This window comes from Nonomuraea sp. NPDC049480 (genome assembly GCF_044465905.1).
Taxonomy (GTDB): domain Bacteria; phylum Actinomycetota; class Actinomycetes; order Streptosporangiales; family Streptosporangiaceae; genus Nonomuraea.
The window spans coordinates 22635-38792 of the sequence record NZ_JBITMD010000051.1 but is presented as its reverse complement, the minus strand read 5'-3'; the positions used below and the strand labels follow the sequence as shown (position 1 = coordinate 38792).

Annotated in this window: 18 protein-coding genes; 6 read left to right on the top strand and 12 right to left on the bottom strand. The window is 68.5% G+C overall.

Features of this window, described 5'->3' with window-relative positions:
• Nucleotides 1-817: 817 nt before the first annotated feature.
• The 4 genes from ACIBX3_RS59455 to ACIBX3_RS59440 are packed head-to-tail and all read right to left on the bottom strand — an operon-like array spanning nt 818 to nt 4949.
• Nucleotides 818-2659 carry a tetratricopeptide repeat protein gene (locus ACIBX3_RS59455; RefSeq protein ID WP_397129702.1) on the bottom strand — a complete coding sequence of 614 codons (1842 nt, stop codon included), beginning with the start codon at nt 2657-2659 and terminating at the stop codon, nt 818-820.
• Nucleotides 2660-2668: 9 nt separating this feature from the next.
• The gene (locus ACIBX3_RS59450) at nt 2669-3292 is read right to left on the bottom strand and encodes a hypothetical protein (RefSeq protein WP_397129701.1); all 624 of its coding nucleotides are present in this window, start codon (nt 3290-3292) and stop codon (nt 2669-2671) included.
• Complete coding sequence (locus tag ACIBX3_RS59445; RefSeq protein WP_397129700.1) at nt 3289-3624, bottom strand: hypothetical protein; 336 nt, start codon at nt 3622-3624, stop codon at nt 3289-3291. Before ACIBX3_RS59445 ends, ACIBX3_RS59450 begins: the two co-directional genes overlap by 4 nt.
• Before the next feature lie 23 nt (nt 3625-3647).
• Entirely contained in the window at nt 3648-4949 is a 1302-nt protein-coding gene (locus ACIBX3_RS59440) for a CHAT domain-containing protein (protein ID WP_397129699.1), read from the bottom strand.
• Between the two features lie 102 nt (nt 4950-5051).
• Here ACIBX3_RS59440 and ACIBX3_RS59435 point away from each other — a divergent pair, with 102 nt between their 5' ends.
• Nucleotides 5052-6986 carry a hypothetical protein gene (locus ACIBX3_RS59435; protein ID WP_397129698.1) on the top strand — a complete coding sequence of 645 codons (1935 nt, stop codon included), beginning with the start codon at nt 5052-5054 and terminating at the stop codon, nt 6984-6986.
• Nucleotides 6987-7019: 33 nt separating this feature from the next.
• On the opposite strand, the gene ACIBX3_RS59430 is transcribed toward ACIBX3_RS59435, so the two are convergent.
• The 4 genes from ACIBX3_RS59430 to ACIBX3_RS59415 all read right to left on the bottom strand — a co-directional run bounded on the left by ACIBX3_RS59430 (nt 7020) and on the right by ACIBX3_RS59415 (nt 10364).
• The gene (locus ACIBX3_RS59430) at nt 7020-8423 is read right to left on the bottom strand and encodes a DUF6298 domain-containing protein (protein ID WP_397129697.1); all 1404 of its coding nucleotides are present in this window, start codon (nt 8421-8423) and stop codon (nt 7020-7022) included.
• Entirely contained in the window at nt 8350-8769 is a 420-nt protein-coding gene (locus ACIBX3_RS59425) for an NUDIX domain-containing protein (protein WP_397129696.1), read from the bottom strand. The genes ACIBX3_RS59430 and ACIBX3_RS59425 overlap by 74 nt, the downstream gene beginning before the upstream one ends.
• Before the next feature lie 164 nt (nt 8770-8933).
• A complete protein-coding gene (locus ACIBX3_RS59420; RefSeq protein ID WP_397129695.1) occupies nt 8934-9410 on the bottom strand; it encodes an NUDIX domain-containing protein in 477 nt (158 codons plus the stop codon).
• Nucleotides 9411-9761: 351 nt separating this feature from the next.
• Entirely contained in the window at nt 9762-10364 is a 603-nt protein-coding gene (locus tag ACIBX3_RS59415; RefSeq protein ID WP_397129703.1) for a phosphotransferase, read from the bottom strand.
• 362 nt (nt 10365-10726) lie between these two features.
• Here ACIBX3_RS59415 and ACIBX3_RS59410 point away from each other — a divergent pair, with 362 nt between their 5' ends.
• The gene (locus tag ACIBX3_RS59410) at nt 10727-11023 is read left to right on the top strand and encodes a hypothetical protein (protein WP_397129694.1); all 297 of its coding nucleotides are present in this window, start codon (nt 10727-10729) and stop codon (nt 11021-11023) included.
• A 32-nt stretch (nt 11024-11055) separates the two neighbouring features.
• Here ACIBX3_RS59410 and ACIBX3_RS59405 read toward each other — a convergent pair whose 3' ends face one another.
• Nucleotides 11056-11298: a hypothetical protein gene (locus ACIBX3_RS59405; RefSeq protein ID WP_397129693.1), complete on the bottom strand. Its 243-nt coding sequence runs from the start codon at nt 11296-11298 to the stop codon at nt 11056-11058.
• Between the two features lie 168 nt (nt 11299-11466).
• Between ACIBX3_RS59405 and ACIBX3_RS59400 the strand changes: the two genes are divergently transcribed.
• The 3 genes from ACIBX3_RS59400 to ACIBX3_RS59390 are packed head-to-tail and all read left to right on the top strand — an operon-like array spanning nt 11467 to nt 12064.
• On the top strand, nt 11467-11673 hold the full coding sequence (locus ACIBX3_RS59400) for a hypothetical protein (RefSeq protein WP_397129692.1): 207 nt from the start codon (nt 11467-11469) through the stop codon (nt 11671-11673).
• Nucleotide 11674: 1 nt separating this feature from the next.
• Entirely contained in the window at nt 11675-11905 is a 231-nt protein-coding gene (locus ACIBX3_RS59395; protein WP_397129691.1) for a hypothetical protein, read from the top strand.
• A gap of 33 nt (nt 11906-11938) precedes the next feature.
• On the top strand, nt 11939-12064 hold the full coding sequence (locus ACIBX3_RS59390) for a hypothetical protein (RefSeq protein ID WP_397129690.1): 126 nt from the start codon (nt 11939-11941) through the stop codon (nt 12062-12064).
• A 59-nt stretch (nt 12065-12123) separates the two neighbouring features.
• Here the strand turns inward: ACIBX3_RS59390 and ACIBX3_RS59385 are convergent, their stop codons facing one another.
• Together ACIBX3_RS59385 and ACIBX3_RS59380 are read right to left on the bottom strand one after the other, a co-directional pair.
• Complete coding sequence (locus ACIBX3_RS59385) at nt 12124-14322, bottom strand: bifunctional polysaccharide deacetylase/glycosyltransferase family 2 protein (RefSeq protein ID WP_397129689.1); 2199 nt, start codon at nt 14320-14322, stop codon at nt 12124-12126.
• Entirely contained in the window at nt 14319-14921 is a 603-nt protein-coding gene (locus ACIBX3_RS59380; protein ID WP_397129688.1) for a hypothetical protein, read from the bottom strand. Before ACIBX3_RS59380 ends, ACIBX3_RS59385 begins: the two co-directional genes overlap by 4 nt.
• 397 nt (nt 14922-15318) lie before the next feature.
• Between ACIBX3_RS59380 and ACIBX3_RS59375 the strand changes: the two genes are divergently transcribed.
• Nucleotides 15319-15567 (top strand): hypothetical protein, encoded by a 249-nt coding sequence (locus ACIBX3_RS59375; protein ID WP_397129687.1) that lies wholly within the window; start codon nt 15319-15321, stop codon nt 15565-15567.
• Here the strand turns inward: ACIBX3_RS59375 and ACIBX3_RS59370 are convergent.
• Nucleotides 15561-16109: a hypothetical protein gene (locus tag ACIBX3_RS59370; RefSeq protein WP_397129686.1), complete on the bottom strand. Its 549-nt coding sequence runs from the start codon at nt 16107-16109 to the stop codon at nt 15561-15563. The genes ACIBX3_RS59375 and ACIBX3_RS59370 overlap by 7 nt on opposite strands.
• Nucleotides 16110-16158 lie beyond the last annotated feature (49 nt).

Sequence of the window (16158 nt, the reverse complement as noted above, 5' to 3'; positions counted from 1 at the left end):
CTCAAGACCGGAACGCACTACGACGAAGCAACCGCTTGGTCTCATCACGCCGAGTCGCTTGCTGCTTGACATCTAAGCTCCTGGGATGTCTTTCGCTGGGCGGTAGTGCCGACGGCCGACCCTGTAGGCGCGTCGGGGCGCAGGTCGGGAAGCTTGAATAGGTCGCGCCCGCTGGACAGGCAGGCGGCAAGGACAGAGGCTATCTGCGGAGGTTGCAGCGCGATAGAACGCAGTCCGGCTTCGGTCAGCGGGGCGAAATGCGGCAGGTAGTGTCCGCGGGCTGGGTCGGTGAACTCCGGGCCGTGACGTTTGGCGAAGTCGTAGTGGCGCAGGCGCACAGACCCGAAGCGGCTTCGCGACCGAGGCGTTTCCGCGGGTGGAGCGAGTGGTGGCCGGCTGGTGCAGATACGTGTAACGGCGGAACGCGTCTTCCATCAGATGCCAGAATGACCGGAAGCGGGTCGCGCCGAGCATGTACGAGGCGCCGCGATACCACGCCTCCCACTCATCGCCGGAGGTGACGATGTGCGGGTTGAGCAGATCGACGCTGCCCTCGACGTCTTCAGAAATGTACAGCGTGTGCGGAATGAAGTCCCCGACCTCGAAGAAATCCTGGTCCTGGGGCGCGTCGTAGTCGAAGAAACAATCATCGGGCAACTCCGGAATCGGAATCCGGCGGAGGATCCCATGAGTTTGCAAGGTCCGGGTCAACGTCACGAGTCCAGCCGACCCCGGCTATGGGCAGCAAGTGAAGATTGGTGACGGGGTCTTCGTCCCAGCCGTCGATCCGGCAGCTGCTGGACACCGATGCCGCTGATCAGGCGTGATGACGGCCCGGCTGCTCCAGGGCGCTGCGGATCTCGCTCAGTCTCGCGGCGAGCCCGGGAGCCCGCTCGGCCAGCGCGTCGAGGTCGCCGCGTAGGTGGAGCGCCTGTGTCCAGATGATCGCCCTACCGGCCTCCAGATATTCCACCGCCTGCCTGCTGCGAGCCGTCGCCACCAGAGCGGCCGCCGCGTCTCGTGCGAGACCGGCGTTCGTGGCGAGGTGGTGTTCCCGGGTGGCGCGGTCGAGCCCCAGCCAGGCCAGCTCCGGCAGTAGGGCCACGGCCTTGACGTAGCCCGCCGCGGCGAGGTCCGGCCTGCCGGCCCGGTAGGCGGTCAGGCCCCAGCCTCGCGCGGCGGTCACCCGATGACCCGGCGGCGCGCCGCGCAGGCCGGCGGCCAACCGGAAGCATCTGATGGCACGGTCGAAGTCGGTGCGTTTCGCCTGCAGGCCGAAGCGCGCCGACAGCCGGTGACCGAGATTGCTCAGCCGCCCCGCATAGTCGGCATGTTCCGATCCGGACAGGGCGACGGCGAGATGGCCCGCCACGATCGACCGGTCCAGATCCGCCGTCCTGTGGGTGTCTTCGAAGCGGAGGTGCAGGGCGACTCCCAGGGTGGACAGGGCGGTCGCGTAGTCCGGGTGGTCCTTCGGGAAGCGCAGGACGGCGGCACGAGCGGTGCGGAGCGCGCCTTCGAGATGCGGGGGGTGACCGGTGTGCTCGTAGGCGATCTGCAGGGTGATGCTGAGGTTGGAAAAGAGCGCGGCCCGGCTGGGATGGCCGGGGGCGGTTTCGGCGAGGGCCCGCCGCCAAACGTCGAGCGCCTCGGTGACGTCGCTGAGCCGTCTGTGCTGTGCGAAACGGGCCAGCAGGGCGAGGCCGAGACTGCGTGAGGCGGCCAGAGTGCTCGGGTGACGGTTCACCGCGATGACGCGCCTGCTGATCGCGATGGATTCTTCCAGGTCGGGCAGACTACCGATACGTTCGTGCCGGGTCAGGAGAGTGACCGCGAGATTGGCGAGGTGGATGAGCGCATCGTAATCACCACCGCGGATGGCCTCTCTCTGCAGACTGACGGCTTCGTCGAGATCGGCGGAATGAGCTGCGACCCGGGAACGGCTCAGGAGGGCCACGCCCAGGTTGGAGAGCATCCAGGGCCTGTCCCGAGCACGGGTGCCGAGGGCCGACAACGCTTGACGCCCGATACGGATGGCGTTCTCTAGATCCGCCGGCTCGCCGGTCCGCTTGTACCGACAATGAAGCATGAACGCCAGATTGCACAGAGCGTACGCGCGGTCCGGGTTCGCGGACGGTAGGCTCCGCATGGCGTGCTCGCTGAGGGCGATTGCCTCGTCCAAGTCGCTCTGCCAGCCGGTCGCGCTGTGGCGGGCGGCCAGCGATCGAGCGAGGTCTGTCTGGTAGAGCGCGCGATGACGGTGGTGAGGGCCAGCGGCGGCGAGCGCGTCACGACCGGCTTCGATCGCGTGCTTGATGTCCGAGGGCTGCCCGGCCCGTTCGAAGCGGGCCCGCAGCGCGGATCCGAGGCCGTGCACATGGCTCGGTTCCTTCCAGCCGCTGACCGAGACGGCGAAGCGAAGAGCGAGGATCGCCTCGTTGATGTCCGCGAGTGCGCCCTCGTGATCGAACCTCGCCTGCAGAACCTGCCCCATGAGGGACGCCATCGAGGCCCGTATGGTGAGGTCCTGTTGCGGGGTCACCGCCAGCGCCCGTCGCAGGCTCTCGATCGCGCGTTCGAGAAGCGCGAGGTCGCCCTTTTCGTTGTACGCCCGGAACGCACGCGACGCTCTCCAGAGCAGGACGAGGCGGATGGCCATCTTCCCGCCTCACGCGCGCGGGGCGCAGCCGTCAACGGCCTGCAGCCCGGTGGCGCGGGCCAGGTCGACGTGCCGCTCTCCCAGGTCGGTCTTGAGCGTCAACGCGCCGGCCGCCACCCGGGTCACGGAACCGCAGAGGACCTGTTCTCCCACGGAGACCCGCAGCTTGGGCGCGTCCTTGGCGGGACCGTACCAGGTGACGACGACCGCCGTGACGAGCAGGGCGGCGCACGCCAGGGAGAGGCGTATGCCGTTGCGGAGGAACAGCACGCCCCGTCTGGCCTCGGCGTGGTCAGCGGCCATGGCCGAGGCCACCCTCAGCCGGTCCATGACGCGAGGCCGGCCGTGTGCCGCCCAGAGCAGTTGCACGGCCCCGAACCCGCCCACGATCACGGCCGTGACCAGCAGCACGCCAACCGCGTAACCGTACGGGGCGGCGAGTTGGGCGACGTCGGACCGCCCCTTGATCAGGCTGAAGCCGAGCAGCCCCGCCAGCAGCCCGGCCAGCCCGTTGCGCCACGCCAGCGCCGCGGCCTGGACCCGGGGGAGCGCCTCCCGGTGCAGCCTCTGGATCTCCTGGCTGGCGGGGATGGAAGCCTGAGCAGCGCCCTCTGCGGGAGTGAGCTCGATCACCACTTCACGTTCATGTTGACGTCCCAGTAAGCGCCGCATCCGTGATAGTCCTTCGGTCGGTTCGGGTGGTCGCCCTTGCACATGCAGATCATGGGCTCGCGGCTGGTGGACGTGACGGGCTGCGCCCTCGGACCGCGTATCACCGGGCCGACCAGGTATTCCATCGCGTGACAACAGCGTGGACACGGCCCGGACAACACCATGGCTCCGGCGCTTCGGAACATGGTGAAGTGCTTCGTGACATGCTGGGCATAGCCGTCCTCGGTCCTCTCCTCGTACGGCATCGGCTCTTCCTGCGAGCTGTCGTCATCGTTCGGCCGGTCGTCCGACATCGGGGTTCCTTTGATGGTGCGGTCTATGGGCCGGTATGCGTGAACGGCGTCCACACGCTGGGGTGCCGGGGATGGAGATCGCGAAGCTTCCTGACGGCCGCGTGCAGCGATCGTGCGCTCAGCTCCGGACGCAGCCTGCCGTTCACCGTCATGCTGCTGTAGAGCTCGCGGAAGAGGTCGGTGGTCTCCGGGGCGTCGTACACCGACCACAGCGTGCCGACGACGTGGCGGAAACCGCTGTAGTGCAGCGCCGCCACCAGGGTGATCGTCTCGTCGAGGAGGTCGATGCCGCCTGTCGCGGTCTTGCAGGCGGACAGGCCCGCGAACTCTGCGCTGTAGTGCGTGGAGGCGATATCGGCGACGGTGAGCATGCCGTCGTGCAGGACCAGCCCGCCCTGGGAGGGGTCGTGCAAAATCTGGTCTCCGTGACAACTGAAATGGACCCAGCGGTGTCTCCTCAGCTCGGCCCGTACGGTCGCGCGGTCTGCCTCCTCGTTCTGCAGCACCGTGCACACGGGTGCGGGGAACAGCTTGGCGAGCACTTCCAGCTCGTCGGCCACGCCGTCCAGAGGCCTCTGGCCCGGGGTGTTACTTTGTGCCACGACCAGCAGCCGGCGCTCTAGGCCTGGCTCTTCGAGTGGTTTGCCGGCTTCCATCAGGGCGCGCAACGTCGGCGTGTACGAGGACACGACCCGGTCGATGACCGTCCGCTCGGGATCATCGTGATGGCCGGCCGCGTGCAGCGGCAGGAGAGCCAGCGGGCCGGTCGGACACCACCACAGCCGCGGCCACACGGAATGCTCAGGTAAGGGACCGTCGTGACCCAGCGCGGACAGCACCGGCTCCGCGACGACCTCCCACAACCAGGCGAGCAGTGCGGTCAGCATGGCCTCGATATCGGCCCGCGCATCAGACATAACCCGTACGGCCCGCTGCAGAGCCTGCCGATCGGCGACGGAGCCGCCGGCGTGCACGCGTTCGCGAGCGGCTTCCACCTCGTCGGCGGCGGTCTCGGCCCTCCGTAGAACACGTAAGTACTCATTGGCACGTTCCCGTGCGTCCGCAGCCGTCAGGTTAGGAAGCTCGCGCGACTTGACGCCGGCATTCCGTACGAGCAGCGCGTCGCACCGCCAAGGGCTGACGTTCACGACGGCGACCGCGTTCTCCGGGTCGTCCAGAAGAAGGGTTTCGAGCCGGGGCGGCTTGAGGAAATGCTCGAATCCGTCGAGCGTGCGAACCTGCTCGAGCAGCTCGTCCCACTCTCTCGCCAGCGCCATCCGTCGATCGGCCGCCCGGTCGGCGTCGAATTGTTCCTCCCGGATCATGGAGACACCCTTCCCTGAGGGGTACTCGTACCGTAGTCGGTTGAATTCCGTCAGCATGGATGACGCCGCCGCACATTGACAAGGCCCGGTCGGGAGGCGGACGTGAGCGATATCCCCATAGCGCTCCTGCTCTCGGCGTTGGCCGCGGGGGTGTTGTTCTGGCGATACAGATACGTAGCGCTGATGCTGCTCGGCGGCTTCCACTACTTCAGGTTCCGCATGACGGGCAGGGCGAAGGCGAACGACCGGAGCATCGTCCTGGCGCGCCGAGCGGTACGTATCGCCGGTGATCGCTCTGAATCCCTCTCCCTGATGATGTCCGCGCTGGGCGACTCCTTGGTGCTCCGTTTCGAGATCAACGGAGAACGACGTGACATCGACGAAGCGATCGCTCTGGGACGGCGTGCCGTCGCCCTGGGCAAAGGCGGGCCCGCCGCCCACGCGATCTGTTCGTCATCTCTCGGCGCATACTTGGAGAGGCGCTACGCGCGTTTCGGTGACGAGCGGGATCTCGCCGAAGCCCTGCGATGCTTCCGCGAGGCGGTCGGAACGTCGGTTAGTGACGCGGACAAGGCGGGATTCCTGGCCAATCTGGCCGAGGCTCTGACGACGTCCGCGGGGCGCAGCGGTTCGTTGTCCGACATCACCAAGGCGGTGACGACGGCCAGGCAAGCACTCGGCCTGGCAGTAGGACCGACCAGGACGCTGAACGCGGCCATTGCGCTGAGCGGCGCCCTGGCACTGCGCGCCGACGTCACCGGCTCCTTCGACGACCATGACGAATCCCTCCGGCTTCTCCGCGAAGCCGTCGCCGCGACGCCGCCTCATCATGTCCGCCGGCTCAGACGCACGCAGAACCTCGTGCGAGCTCTCTGGATGCAATACCTCCGCACCGGTCGGCTGGAGAACCTGGACGAAGCCGTGACGATCGCCCGCGAGACGACGTCAGGAACTCCGGACGGGCATATGAACGCCAGCCTCAATTGGGCGGCTCTCAGCGCCGCCCTGCAATCGCGCTACGCCCATTCCGGGCGCCTGTCCGACATCGACGGGGCGATTCAGGCCATGCACAAAGGTCTGTCGCTGACCCCAGCCGATCACTCCGCATACCACTACTGTCTTGCGCAACTCGGCAGCTCATACCGGACCCGGTACGGCCGGACACGGGACAAGACGGATCTCGACCGGGCCATCAGCATCGCGCGCCAATGCGCGCAAGCAGTTCCCGAAGACCCCTTCTACTCGAACGACTACGCGATCGCCCTGCTCGACCGCTATGACCTCGAACAAAACCCGAGCGACCTCGATCAAGCCGCTGCGACGTTGACCGACGCTACAAACGTCGCCGAACTCCAGACCGAAGCCGCCCTCCACCACTGCAACCTGGCCCTCATACTGCACAAACGATATTTACGCGATCGGAATCCGGCCGCGCTCGACGAGGCGATCCTGTCCGCGCGCCGAGCCGTGGACCTGGCGAGCCCCAGAACGACCACCAACGCTCACTGCTCCTACATACTCGGCCTCGAACTCCAGGAGCGATACGAGAAAGACCATTTCGAGGAGGACGCCCGGTCGGCCTCCACCGCACTCGAAGAAGCGCTGAACGCGACCGGCGCGCCGGTCCGTACACGCCTCGCCGCGGCCCGCCAATTGGGCGAGCTCCACGAGCGGACAGGCGAATTCCTCCGCGCCGCCACGGCATTCCAGCGCGCCGTCGAACTCCTGCCCATGCTCGCGGTCAGACGCCTGACCAGAGCCGACCAGGAATACCACCTCACGAAACAATCCGGCCTGGCCTCCGAGGGCGCCGCAATGGCACTCAGCGCGGGGAAAACGGAAATGGCCGTGAAGATTCTCGAACAAGGACGTTCCGTGCTCTGGACGCAGCTCCTCGACGACCGGGCAGAACTCGACGCGCTCGGCAAGGCGAATGCTGACCTGGCGAAGCGTCTGAGGGAGGTTCGCCTGGCCCTCAGTGCCGCCGAGTCGGATCCCTCGCCTACGCCAGGAGGACCGCCGCCGTGGAAACGGTGAATGTCGTGCAGCGGCGGTTGACGATGCCGGCGTTCAGCCGCTGGCGCGTTTCAGGTGCAGCACCGCCGGGCCGTTGATCGTCGGCGGCGGAGCGAAGTTCACCGGCTCGTCGCCCGGCACGGTCAGCTCGCCGCCGCTCCGGGATGCCCGGTCGTTGACGCCGTACCAGTGGGCTGTGTACGTGCCGGCCGCCGGCGCGGCGGTGAACGCCTCGCCGGCCTCGCTCGGCTGCAGGATGAGGTACTCCCTGCCGGGGTGGGCCAGCGCGTAGCCGGTGGAGCTGAGCTCGCCGTGGGGAGGCATGCCAATGAGGTCGATCCTCTCGGCGTAGCGCCGGGTGTCGCCCATCGCGTGGCGAGCCGGCTCGAACGCGGCGAAAGACGGGGTGTCCGGTGCCGGCTGGATGCCGTCGATGAGGCCGAAGTCCATCAAGATCGGGTTGTGACCGCGCAGGAACGCCTTCCATGCCCACAGCGCGTCGCCCTGGCCGGGGGCGAAGTGGTCGGTGTCGCTGATCAGGATCTTCCGGCCGTCGGCAGATGGCGGGTCCTGCAGCCATCGCGACGCCGGGCGGCCCGAAGCGCCGGGATGACCGCCCTCGCGGAAGATGTCGTCGTCGTAGCCGGGTGAGATCCAGTCGGCGGGCCCGTCGAACAGGGGCGCGTTGACCCGGGTCTGGTCGGACACCGGGAACTGCATGGTCATGCCGACCGGGCGCGGGTCATAGTCGTGCTGCCGCTCGTGCCGTTTGACGAAGTCGATCACCCAGTACTGCCAGCCGGTCGAGTCACCCCACTCGGTGTCCAGCGGGACGCCGAGCAGGGCGGCCATCTCCTGATCGACGGCACCGCCCCCGGATGACTCGTTGGCGACCTCGTAGAGGACGTTGGGTAGATCGTGCACAGTGTCGACGACCTGCCGGATGTACGCCTCCTGCAACGCCCGCACGTCGGGGTCGAGCGGCAGTACGTGGTAGTCGACGATCGAGGTGATCCCGACGCCGTTGACGTTGTTGGCGGGGTGGCAGGGGTGGCCCTCGACGTTGTCCGGCGCCGGGCTGAGGTGCAGCGCCCAGCCCTCGAACAGCATCACGGCCACGTACATGCCGCGCTCACCGGCCCTGGTGACCCGCTCGCGCAGCCGCTGGAAATAGGCCGGGTCGATCCGGGACAGGTCGAACTTGGGGCCGCCGTCCTTGGCGGTTCCCGGCCCGGTGCGCGGCCATGGCTGCGGGGTCATGTTCAAGTGGAACGCGCCGCCCGCGGCCTGGGACCGGAACTGCTCCCAGCGCCACAGCCGGATGAAGTTGTGCCCGTGCGCGGCGAGGAAATCCAGGTAGGCGTCGTAGTCCAGCCGCTCCGGCTCAGCCGGTGGGGTCGCGCCGGGTCCCATACCGTCGTGGAAGTTGTTCCAGATGTGCGAGCCCGTGAGGTACACGGCCCGCCGCCGCGCCGGGTTGTCCGTACGTACCGTGAAATAGCGCGGGTTGTCCCCCGATATCTCCAGCGGCCCCGGCAGCCGCCCTGAGTGCTGATCTCGTCGCGAGGAAGAAGTACTGCCGGTCGGCGCCCGCTTCCAGGACGTGGACGAGGGCGTGCACGTCGGCTTCGCCGGCGATTTCCTCATCGAGTTCGCGCTGGAGGGCGTCTTCCAAGGTGGCATCCCCTGGTTCCACGCCGCCGCCAGGTAGAACCCAGTACGGGGACGCGCCGTGCCTGACCCGTTTGATGGTGAGCAGGTGACCGTCGCCGGTGACCAGAATGGCGCGAACGCGTTCACGCACTGGCCCATCTTCCTCCTATCAGGACACATGTGTCGGTGGAGCACCTCCGCAGCACACGTGATGGAGACCGCCAGGATGGTTCTGCAGGCGGCGCCGATCGAGCAGCAGGCCCGGCCTGCGGTGGGCAAGCTCGCTCGATGCTGGCGATCGAGCCCGGGTGACCGTCAGACCCAGGCGTAGTTCTGGTCCGTGACCGGCGGCAGGAGAGGGTTTCCGGGTGGGGCGTCCGCCGCGGGCAGCGCGCTGATAGCGGATGCGATCAGCGGAAACAGCGGGAGGTTCTCGGCCCTCCTGTAGTTGACCCACTCAATGATGCCCGGCTCGCTGCCGTCGCCAGGCAAGTCGTCGTACTCGACCGTGGCCAGCCGCGCTCGAACGTCGGGCGTGATGTGATAGCGGAAGATCATGTGGATCTTGCGCGGGGGCGGGGTCGGGCCGGGCCGGGTGACCATCTGGTCCTGGATCCAGCACAGCTCCGGCACAGTGGCGTCGTCGAGGTCGAGCCGCAGTTCCTCGGCCAATTCTCTACGCAGAGCCTCGAGCAGATCTTCCCCAGTTTCCACGCTTCCACCAGGCGGGGTGTAATGAGACCCAGTGGGCCGGTCACGGCGAATCAAGGCGATGTCGTCACCGCAGAACACCAAGGCACCGGTTCAGATCTTCACGCGAGCGAAGGGCGCGGAACGCGGCTCTGTCATGCAGGCCATTTTGCCCCTCGCCGGCCCGGCTATCAGGGAAACCGGCGGCCTTCCCGTGATGGGCCTGCGCGGGGCACAGGTTCAGGCCGCCGCGAGCAGGCCCGGCATGGCCAGGCCGGCGCGCCCTTGGTTGAGCGTGAGGTGTTCCAGCTCGGAGTCTCGGGTTGTGGGTGAACTTTTATCTGGCCGATTCGTCCGCCACAGAAGCCGACCGCGCTCGTGTGGTCTGCGCCTCGCTCCCCCCGCGCGCCGCGTCGGCGAGCCGCAGAGCCTGTATTCGGCTGGAAGCTGAGGTCAGCCGAGCAGCTGTAGGACCCGTTCACCCAGGCGTTCCAGGGTGCCCACCGGGTTGTGTGGCGTCGCCGACGGGCCGAGTTGGAGAAACCGACCCAGCGCGATCAAGCGACGAAATCCCAGCACCCGCTCGGCTTCCCCCGGCGCCAGGTCGATGTGAATCAGCAACTGTTCTGCGTCCAGGGCGCCGTCGATGCGGGAGATGTGCTCGGTTACCTCGCCCAGTTCGAAGGCACGATCGCTGTGGCCGGAGTCTTCCCAGTCGATAATCCGCACTCGACGCTCGTGGCCATCCCACAGCAGATTCGCGTGATTGCCATCCGCTAGCCCGAGAACGGGCGGATAAGCGTTCGTAACGAGTTGATCGGGGTCGGTGGACGCCAGCCAGGCGGCACCCTCTTGGTAAGCCTGCCGCACGCCGGGATCCTCACCGAGGTCGGGCTGTTTGTCGGCCAACTTACGAACCTTGTCCACCGCTACGGCAGGTCCCCAAGGTGCCGGCTTGACCGCCTCCACCACCTGGGAGGGGATTGCCAGATGCAGCCGGTTCAGGGCAGCGGCCACCGCGCTGACCTGCTCGCCAGTGGCATGCTCGCCGCGCAGGACCTCGGCTGGGCAGTCTGGTCATCGTGATCGTGGGCGGGTGAGCGTCGAGTGCGGCTTCCACCGGCGTGGGCGCAAGACCAGGTGCATATTCGGCCAGGAGCGTCAGCGCCGCCCATTCCCGGTAGGGCTCTCCTCTGCCCCACGACCTGTATCGCTTGATCACGACATCGTCGCCGATCTCCAGGTTGTGGGTGCGGAATCGGTCAGCCATGAGTTCGCTTCGCCCTCTCTGTCCCTCCACCGGAGGCAAGAGCCTCCCAGGTATGCCCCCTCCAAAGGAGGAAAGTGCCGCAGCTCGCAGCCTGCCATCAGGGTGGAAGTAGTTCATCGCGGCGGGAAACTTCCCGGGCCGATCGTTCGTGGCGGGCACCCCCGATGCAATCCTCAACGTATGGGACGCGGGCCGGGAGCCGGGAGTCGGCGCCGACCACGTCGAGCACATCAGCGCCCGCCACATCCCCGACGCCGACTGGCACGACCTCCTGCCCGACCTAGGCATCGGACCCGCTGAGCGACCCCGGTTCGCCGCCGCTCAGCGCACCTACGCACTACGCTGGCTCGCCGTGCTCTGGAAGCAGCGCATCGCGCGCGCAGAGGAATTCGACACCCAGCTTCGCCGCGTACGGATGCTCCAACACGACGACTGGAGCGCCTGAACACCAGATCCGGATAGGCGAGGGTCTGCCCGCTAATCGGGGAGGGCTTGGCTGGGCGAACCAGCCACCCGGCCAACGCCGATCTGGTGTGGGTGACCCGCCGAGTCATCAGCGCCGTCGAACGGATCGACGCCGAGATCAGCCCGCACAGTGACCGGCGCGGCGATGATGAGCGTGGCCACGACGGACTGCGGGGCCCAGGACGGCGAGACGATCCAGCCGTCCGAGGTGTGGTAATGCGACTGGGATCGCACGCTGTCCTTCAAGATCGGCACGTACTGGCTCCTCGGGCTTCCCACCCTCGACCTCTTCAACACGACCGCCGTCACGTACGGCTACCACGTACAGAAGCAGGCCGGGCTCTACGACGCAGCCGAGGACCTTAGGGCCGGTAGCAAGGCCGAGCACCTCGAACAGAGGCGGCGCAAGTACCAGCAGGTCGAATGCCTGGGTGCGGCCTTCATGAAAAGCGTCTGGCCGCTGCCGGCAAGACCGCACGGGACTGGGAGAGGGTCGAGTCGTCCTTCTACAGCGACACCGCGAAGTACGGAAAGGCCGCCAACATCAAGCGGTGGGTCAAGGCCGGTTTCCGCACCGCCGACCCGGCCGCCTGCAACACCTGGGCGGCCCCCTCCTCCAGGGTCTCCTGACATGATCGACCCCGGCCTGGCCGACCAGAACGTCCTGGTCACCGGAGGCGCGGGTGGCATCGGCGCGGCCGACGTCAGGAGCTCGGTCAGGACCTTGCGCAGCAGTATCCGCGTTGTGGCACCGCACACGCCGTGCGCATACAGCCTGGTGACCCGGGATATGACGAGCACCTGGGTAACGCCATCAACGCAGGGGACCTCGCGGGGGATCGTGTGCACGATGAAGAGTTGATCGCTAGATGGGAAGAGCAGCGACACCCAGCTGGTGCGGGAGCTCACGACCGCCTGCCCGGAATTGACCGGACTCGCCCGCCATATCCGCAGCTTTGCCAACCTCCTCACCCCGGCCGAAGGCAACGACGCCAACCACCGCCCGCCGGCTGAGCCGTGACCCCCAGTCCACCACCATGCCGAGATGATACGGACACCCCTCGGCCCGGCCGCGCGTCCTCAGGAGAAGACCCCCTCGCGGCGGATGGTCTGCCAGGGAAGGCGGGCGCCCAGGAGCGCGGTGATCGTGGACTGGATGACCACCAGGTACATCAACTGGCGGAAGACGAACTGCTGCAGCGGCACCGCCCACAGCACGCCCGCCCGCTCCCCGTCCAGCCGGAGTGCGTACCACCCGGTGAGCGTCTGCACGGCGAGGAGCCCCGCCCACACCCCGGCCGCCGGCAACGGGTCCCGCATCAGCAGGGCGTAGACCGCCATCACGTCCACCGCGGGCCCGAACAGCGGCAGCAGCACGTGGAAGAGCGTCAGGAACCCGAGCGCGCGCCGGCCGAAGGGACCTCGCTCGACGACCGCCCGCCGGTGCTTCCACATGGCCTGCATGGTCCCGTAGCACCAGCGGTACCGCTGCCGCCACAGCTGCCGCAGCGACGTGGGCGCCTCCGTCCAGGCCAGCGCCCGCTCCTCGTACACCACCCGCCATCCCCTGCGGCTGATCGCCATTGTCAGGTCGGTGTCCTCGGCCAGGGTGTCGCCGCTGAGACCGCCCACCGACTCCAGCGCCGCCCGGCGGAAGGCGCCTATCGCGCCGGGCACGGTCGGTATGCAGCCCAGCAGGTCGTAGGCCCGCCGGTCCAGGTTGAAGCCGATCACGTACTCCAAGTGCTGCCAGCGTCCGAGCAGCCCGCGCCGGTTCCCGACCTTGGTGTTGCCGCTGACCGCGCCCACGCCTGGGTGCGCCAGCGGCGCCACCAGGTGGCCGATGGTGGCGGGCTCGAACACGGTGTCGCCATCCACCGTGATCATGATCTCGTGGGACGCGCGCGCGATGCCGGTGTTGAGCGCCGCCGCCTTGCCGCCGTTGGGGCGCCTGAACACCCGCACGCCCGGCAGCCTCAGCGCGGCGGCCCGCTCGGCCGTGGCGTCGGAGGACCCGTCGTCCACCACGATCACCTCCACAGGGGCCGGGTACTCGGTGTCGACGAGTGACCATACGGTCGCCTCGATGCCCAGCTCCTCGTTGTAGGCGGGGACGATCACGCTGACCGGCGGCCGGTACGGGGGCGGGACCCGCTCCGGCGCCTGCCGTCGCCGGCAGCGGTCCCGCGCACCCGCCGCCCGCCGCGCGTGCGCCCGCGCCAGCACCACGAACACCAGCAGCCGGGCCAACGTCAGCACGCCCGCGGCGACCATCACCCAGGCCAGCGTCTCCACCGCGAGGGACGATCCCCGCTGCGCCAGGCTCAGCAGCCGGCCGAGGATGCGGCTGGAGTCGTCCGCCGGGACGTGCGCCGAGCCCAGGTCGAGCCCTTCGGCCAGGGTCGTGGCCCGGTAGCCGTGCCTGGCCAGCTTGGTCAGGAGCTGATCCGCTGCCTCGACCGTCTGACCGCGGTCGCCGCCGGAGTCGTGCAGCATGACCACGGCCCCGCGCCCCCTGTAGGGCGTGCCCGCGCGGACGATGGCCGCCACTCCCGGCCTGCTCCAGTCCATCGTGTCCAGGTCGGCGAGCGTCACCAGGTAGCCGTCGCCGTCCAGGGCCAGCATCGTCTCCCATTGCCGCGCCGACACGGCGGACGGGGTGGCGTTGTACGGGGGCCGCACCAGGCGCGTGTGCATCCCGGTGGCGCCCGCGATGGCGTGCTGCGTCAGCGACAGCTCCAGCTGCCGCCGCCAGGCGGGCACGGCGGACAGGTCGACGTGCGCGTACGTGTGATTGCCCAGCTCGTGGCCCTCGTCGACGATGCGCCTGGCCAGATCGGGGTACTCGGCCACGCGGGCGCCGACGGCGAAGAACGTCGCCTTCGCGCCGTGCCGCTTCAGCACGTCCAGCAGCTTCGGCGTCCACTCGGGGTCGGGGCCGTCGTCGAAGGTGAGCGCCACCGTACGGGCCGGCATGCTCAGGCTGCGCGGCCCCCGATCGGCCGCGCCCTGCTCTGTGGTGTTCTGCGGCGCCGCGTCCACCACTGGACCGCCGCCCCGCACCCGGTCGAGTTCGGGCGAGTACCCATAGGGCGCGGGGACGGGTTCGTGTTCGCCCAGCTCGCCGTGGGCGTACCCGTACAGGAGCAGGGAGGAGGCGGTGAGCACGGTGCCGACCAGCGCCAGGAACCAGTGCGCACGCGGAACGGGCCGCCTGGCGCGGCGCCTGGGGCGCGGTGTGACGCGTCCGGCCGCCTGGCGGAGGTCCGGCGGGTTCACGTGTTCCGGCCGCTCGCGGCGCCCGGCCGCTCGGCCGGGGGTTGAGCGGGAGATTCGGTTTCCCGGCCCGGGGAGGGGTCGGGGCTCCCGGTCGGCGCGGTGGACGCCTCGGCGGTCTCGCTCTGCGACGGGGACGGCTCGCGCTCCCGCTCCGGGTCCTGCTCACCGCCGATGGAGTCGGCGGGCTCGTCCTCCGGGCCGGGGTCGGCGGGGCGCATCGTCCTGGAGCGGCTCGGCGACGGCGCGGGCCGGTCCGGCGTGTTTTTGGCGGCGGGCCTGGAGGGGCGGCGGGAGGCCGGCACGGAACGTTCCCGCTCCGGCGGGGCGGAGGGCCGGCGGGACCTCACCGAGGCGGAGGGGGACGGGGACGTCACGTCGGCGGCTTCGGACTGCTCGGGAGCACCGCCGCCGCCGCGCCCGTCGGCCGGCCACTGCACGGAGTCCAGTCTGATGCCGCGAAAAGCGCTTCCCAGCAGCACTGCGGTCAAGGCCAGCAGGAGGGTGCCCGCGAGGATCCCGCTGATCGTCAATATCCGCGTCCGCCGGCCGCTGTGGTCGACGAACACGGCGGACCCCACCGCCCGCTTCCGCTTATTCACGAGTGAAGATCGTAAATGACGTGGGAGCCTTCCCATTTCATTGTCGGGATATTTCCACAAATTGTGATCAAAATGGAGGGAACAGGGAATCTCGCCTGGTCGGGCGGCCATCACCGATCGGCTCGTCCTGCCTTCAGCGCCGCCCGCACCCCGCGTGGTTTCGGAGGGAATTTGCGCACTCGCAATAGGTGATCTCAAATGCGCGTGCGGCTTTGTTGTGACCATCTTGGGCCCCGTTACGGCGGCCTTCGCACCGAGCGCGGCGCGGCTCGGGGACGCCGGGACTGCGCCTGCCGATAATCACATCCGCCCACGTCATGACCATGTGAAGGTTTCGCGTGGCGGCGCGAACTCCAGCCACCCACGAGACGAACCAAGTGTGGCTTGATAATGGGCTGTGCTCCTTCGCCTGGCCCACCTCGCCGTCACGAACACATTCGCCGCGCTGCGGTTACTGCCTATGGGCGATCGGGACAAGGACGTGGAGATACTTGCCCTGCGTCACCAGATCACCGTCCTCGAGCGCCAACTCGGCACCGACACCAGAGTCAGATTCACACCCGAGGACCGAACCTTTCTCGCCGCCCTCCTGACCTCGCTGCCCCGCAAGGCCCTGCAAACCTGCCTGACCGCGCTCTGTTACTGACACGTCGTGTCGCGGCCAGCTGACGCTGTCTTGTCGCTCAACAGTGGCTGGAGCCGGTCGAGGCCTCCGGGGTGTGCGTGTCCGATAGCGACGACGGCGTTGACGAGCGCGTCGTACAGGCGGCGGTGGTTCCAGTGCTGGAGTGCGAGGGTGGTGCCGCTGTCCTCCAACTGGCGGGCGAGCTCAGCGAGTTGCTCGGTCCACTCGCGTGCCGTCGACGGCAGCCGCGAGGCGGCACTGGGGGCGGGTTGCGGCGGCGCCGGCGCGCGGTGGAAACGGGTCGGAGTCCACCGCGCGCGCTGCCCACGGGCCCTGCGGGAGATGTTGATGAACTCCTCGATGGTCTCCTCCAGGTCCTCGCGCATGTCGTAGATGGCGGCAGCCAGCTCGCCGGAGTCGGCCCCGGTGGCTTCCTCGTGCGCGGTGCGCAGAGCGACCACCCGGCGCTGCATGGCGAACAGCCGCACCGCAGCCTCACGCGCGTCGACGGGCAGTTCGTCGCGCGCGGCCGCCAAGTCTCGCCAGGCAACCCATATGATCACCGGGTGGCGTTACCGAGGATCACAACGATCATCCTGATGCTCGCCCTAA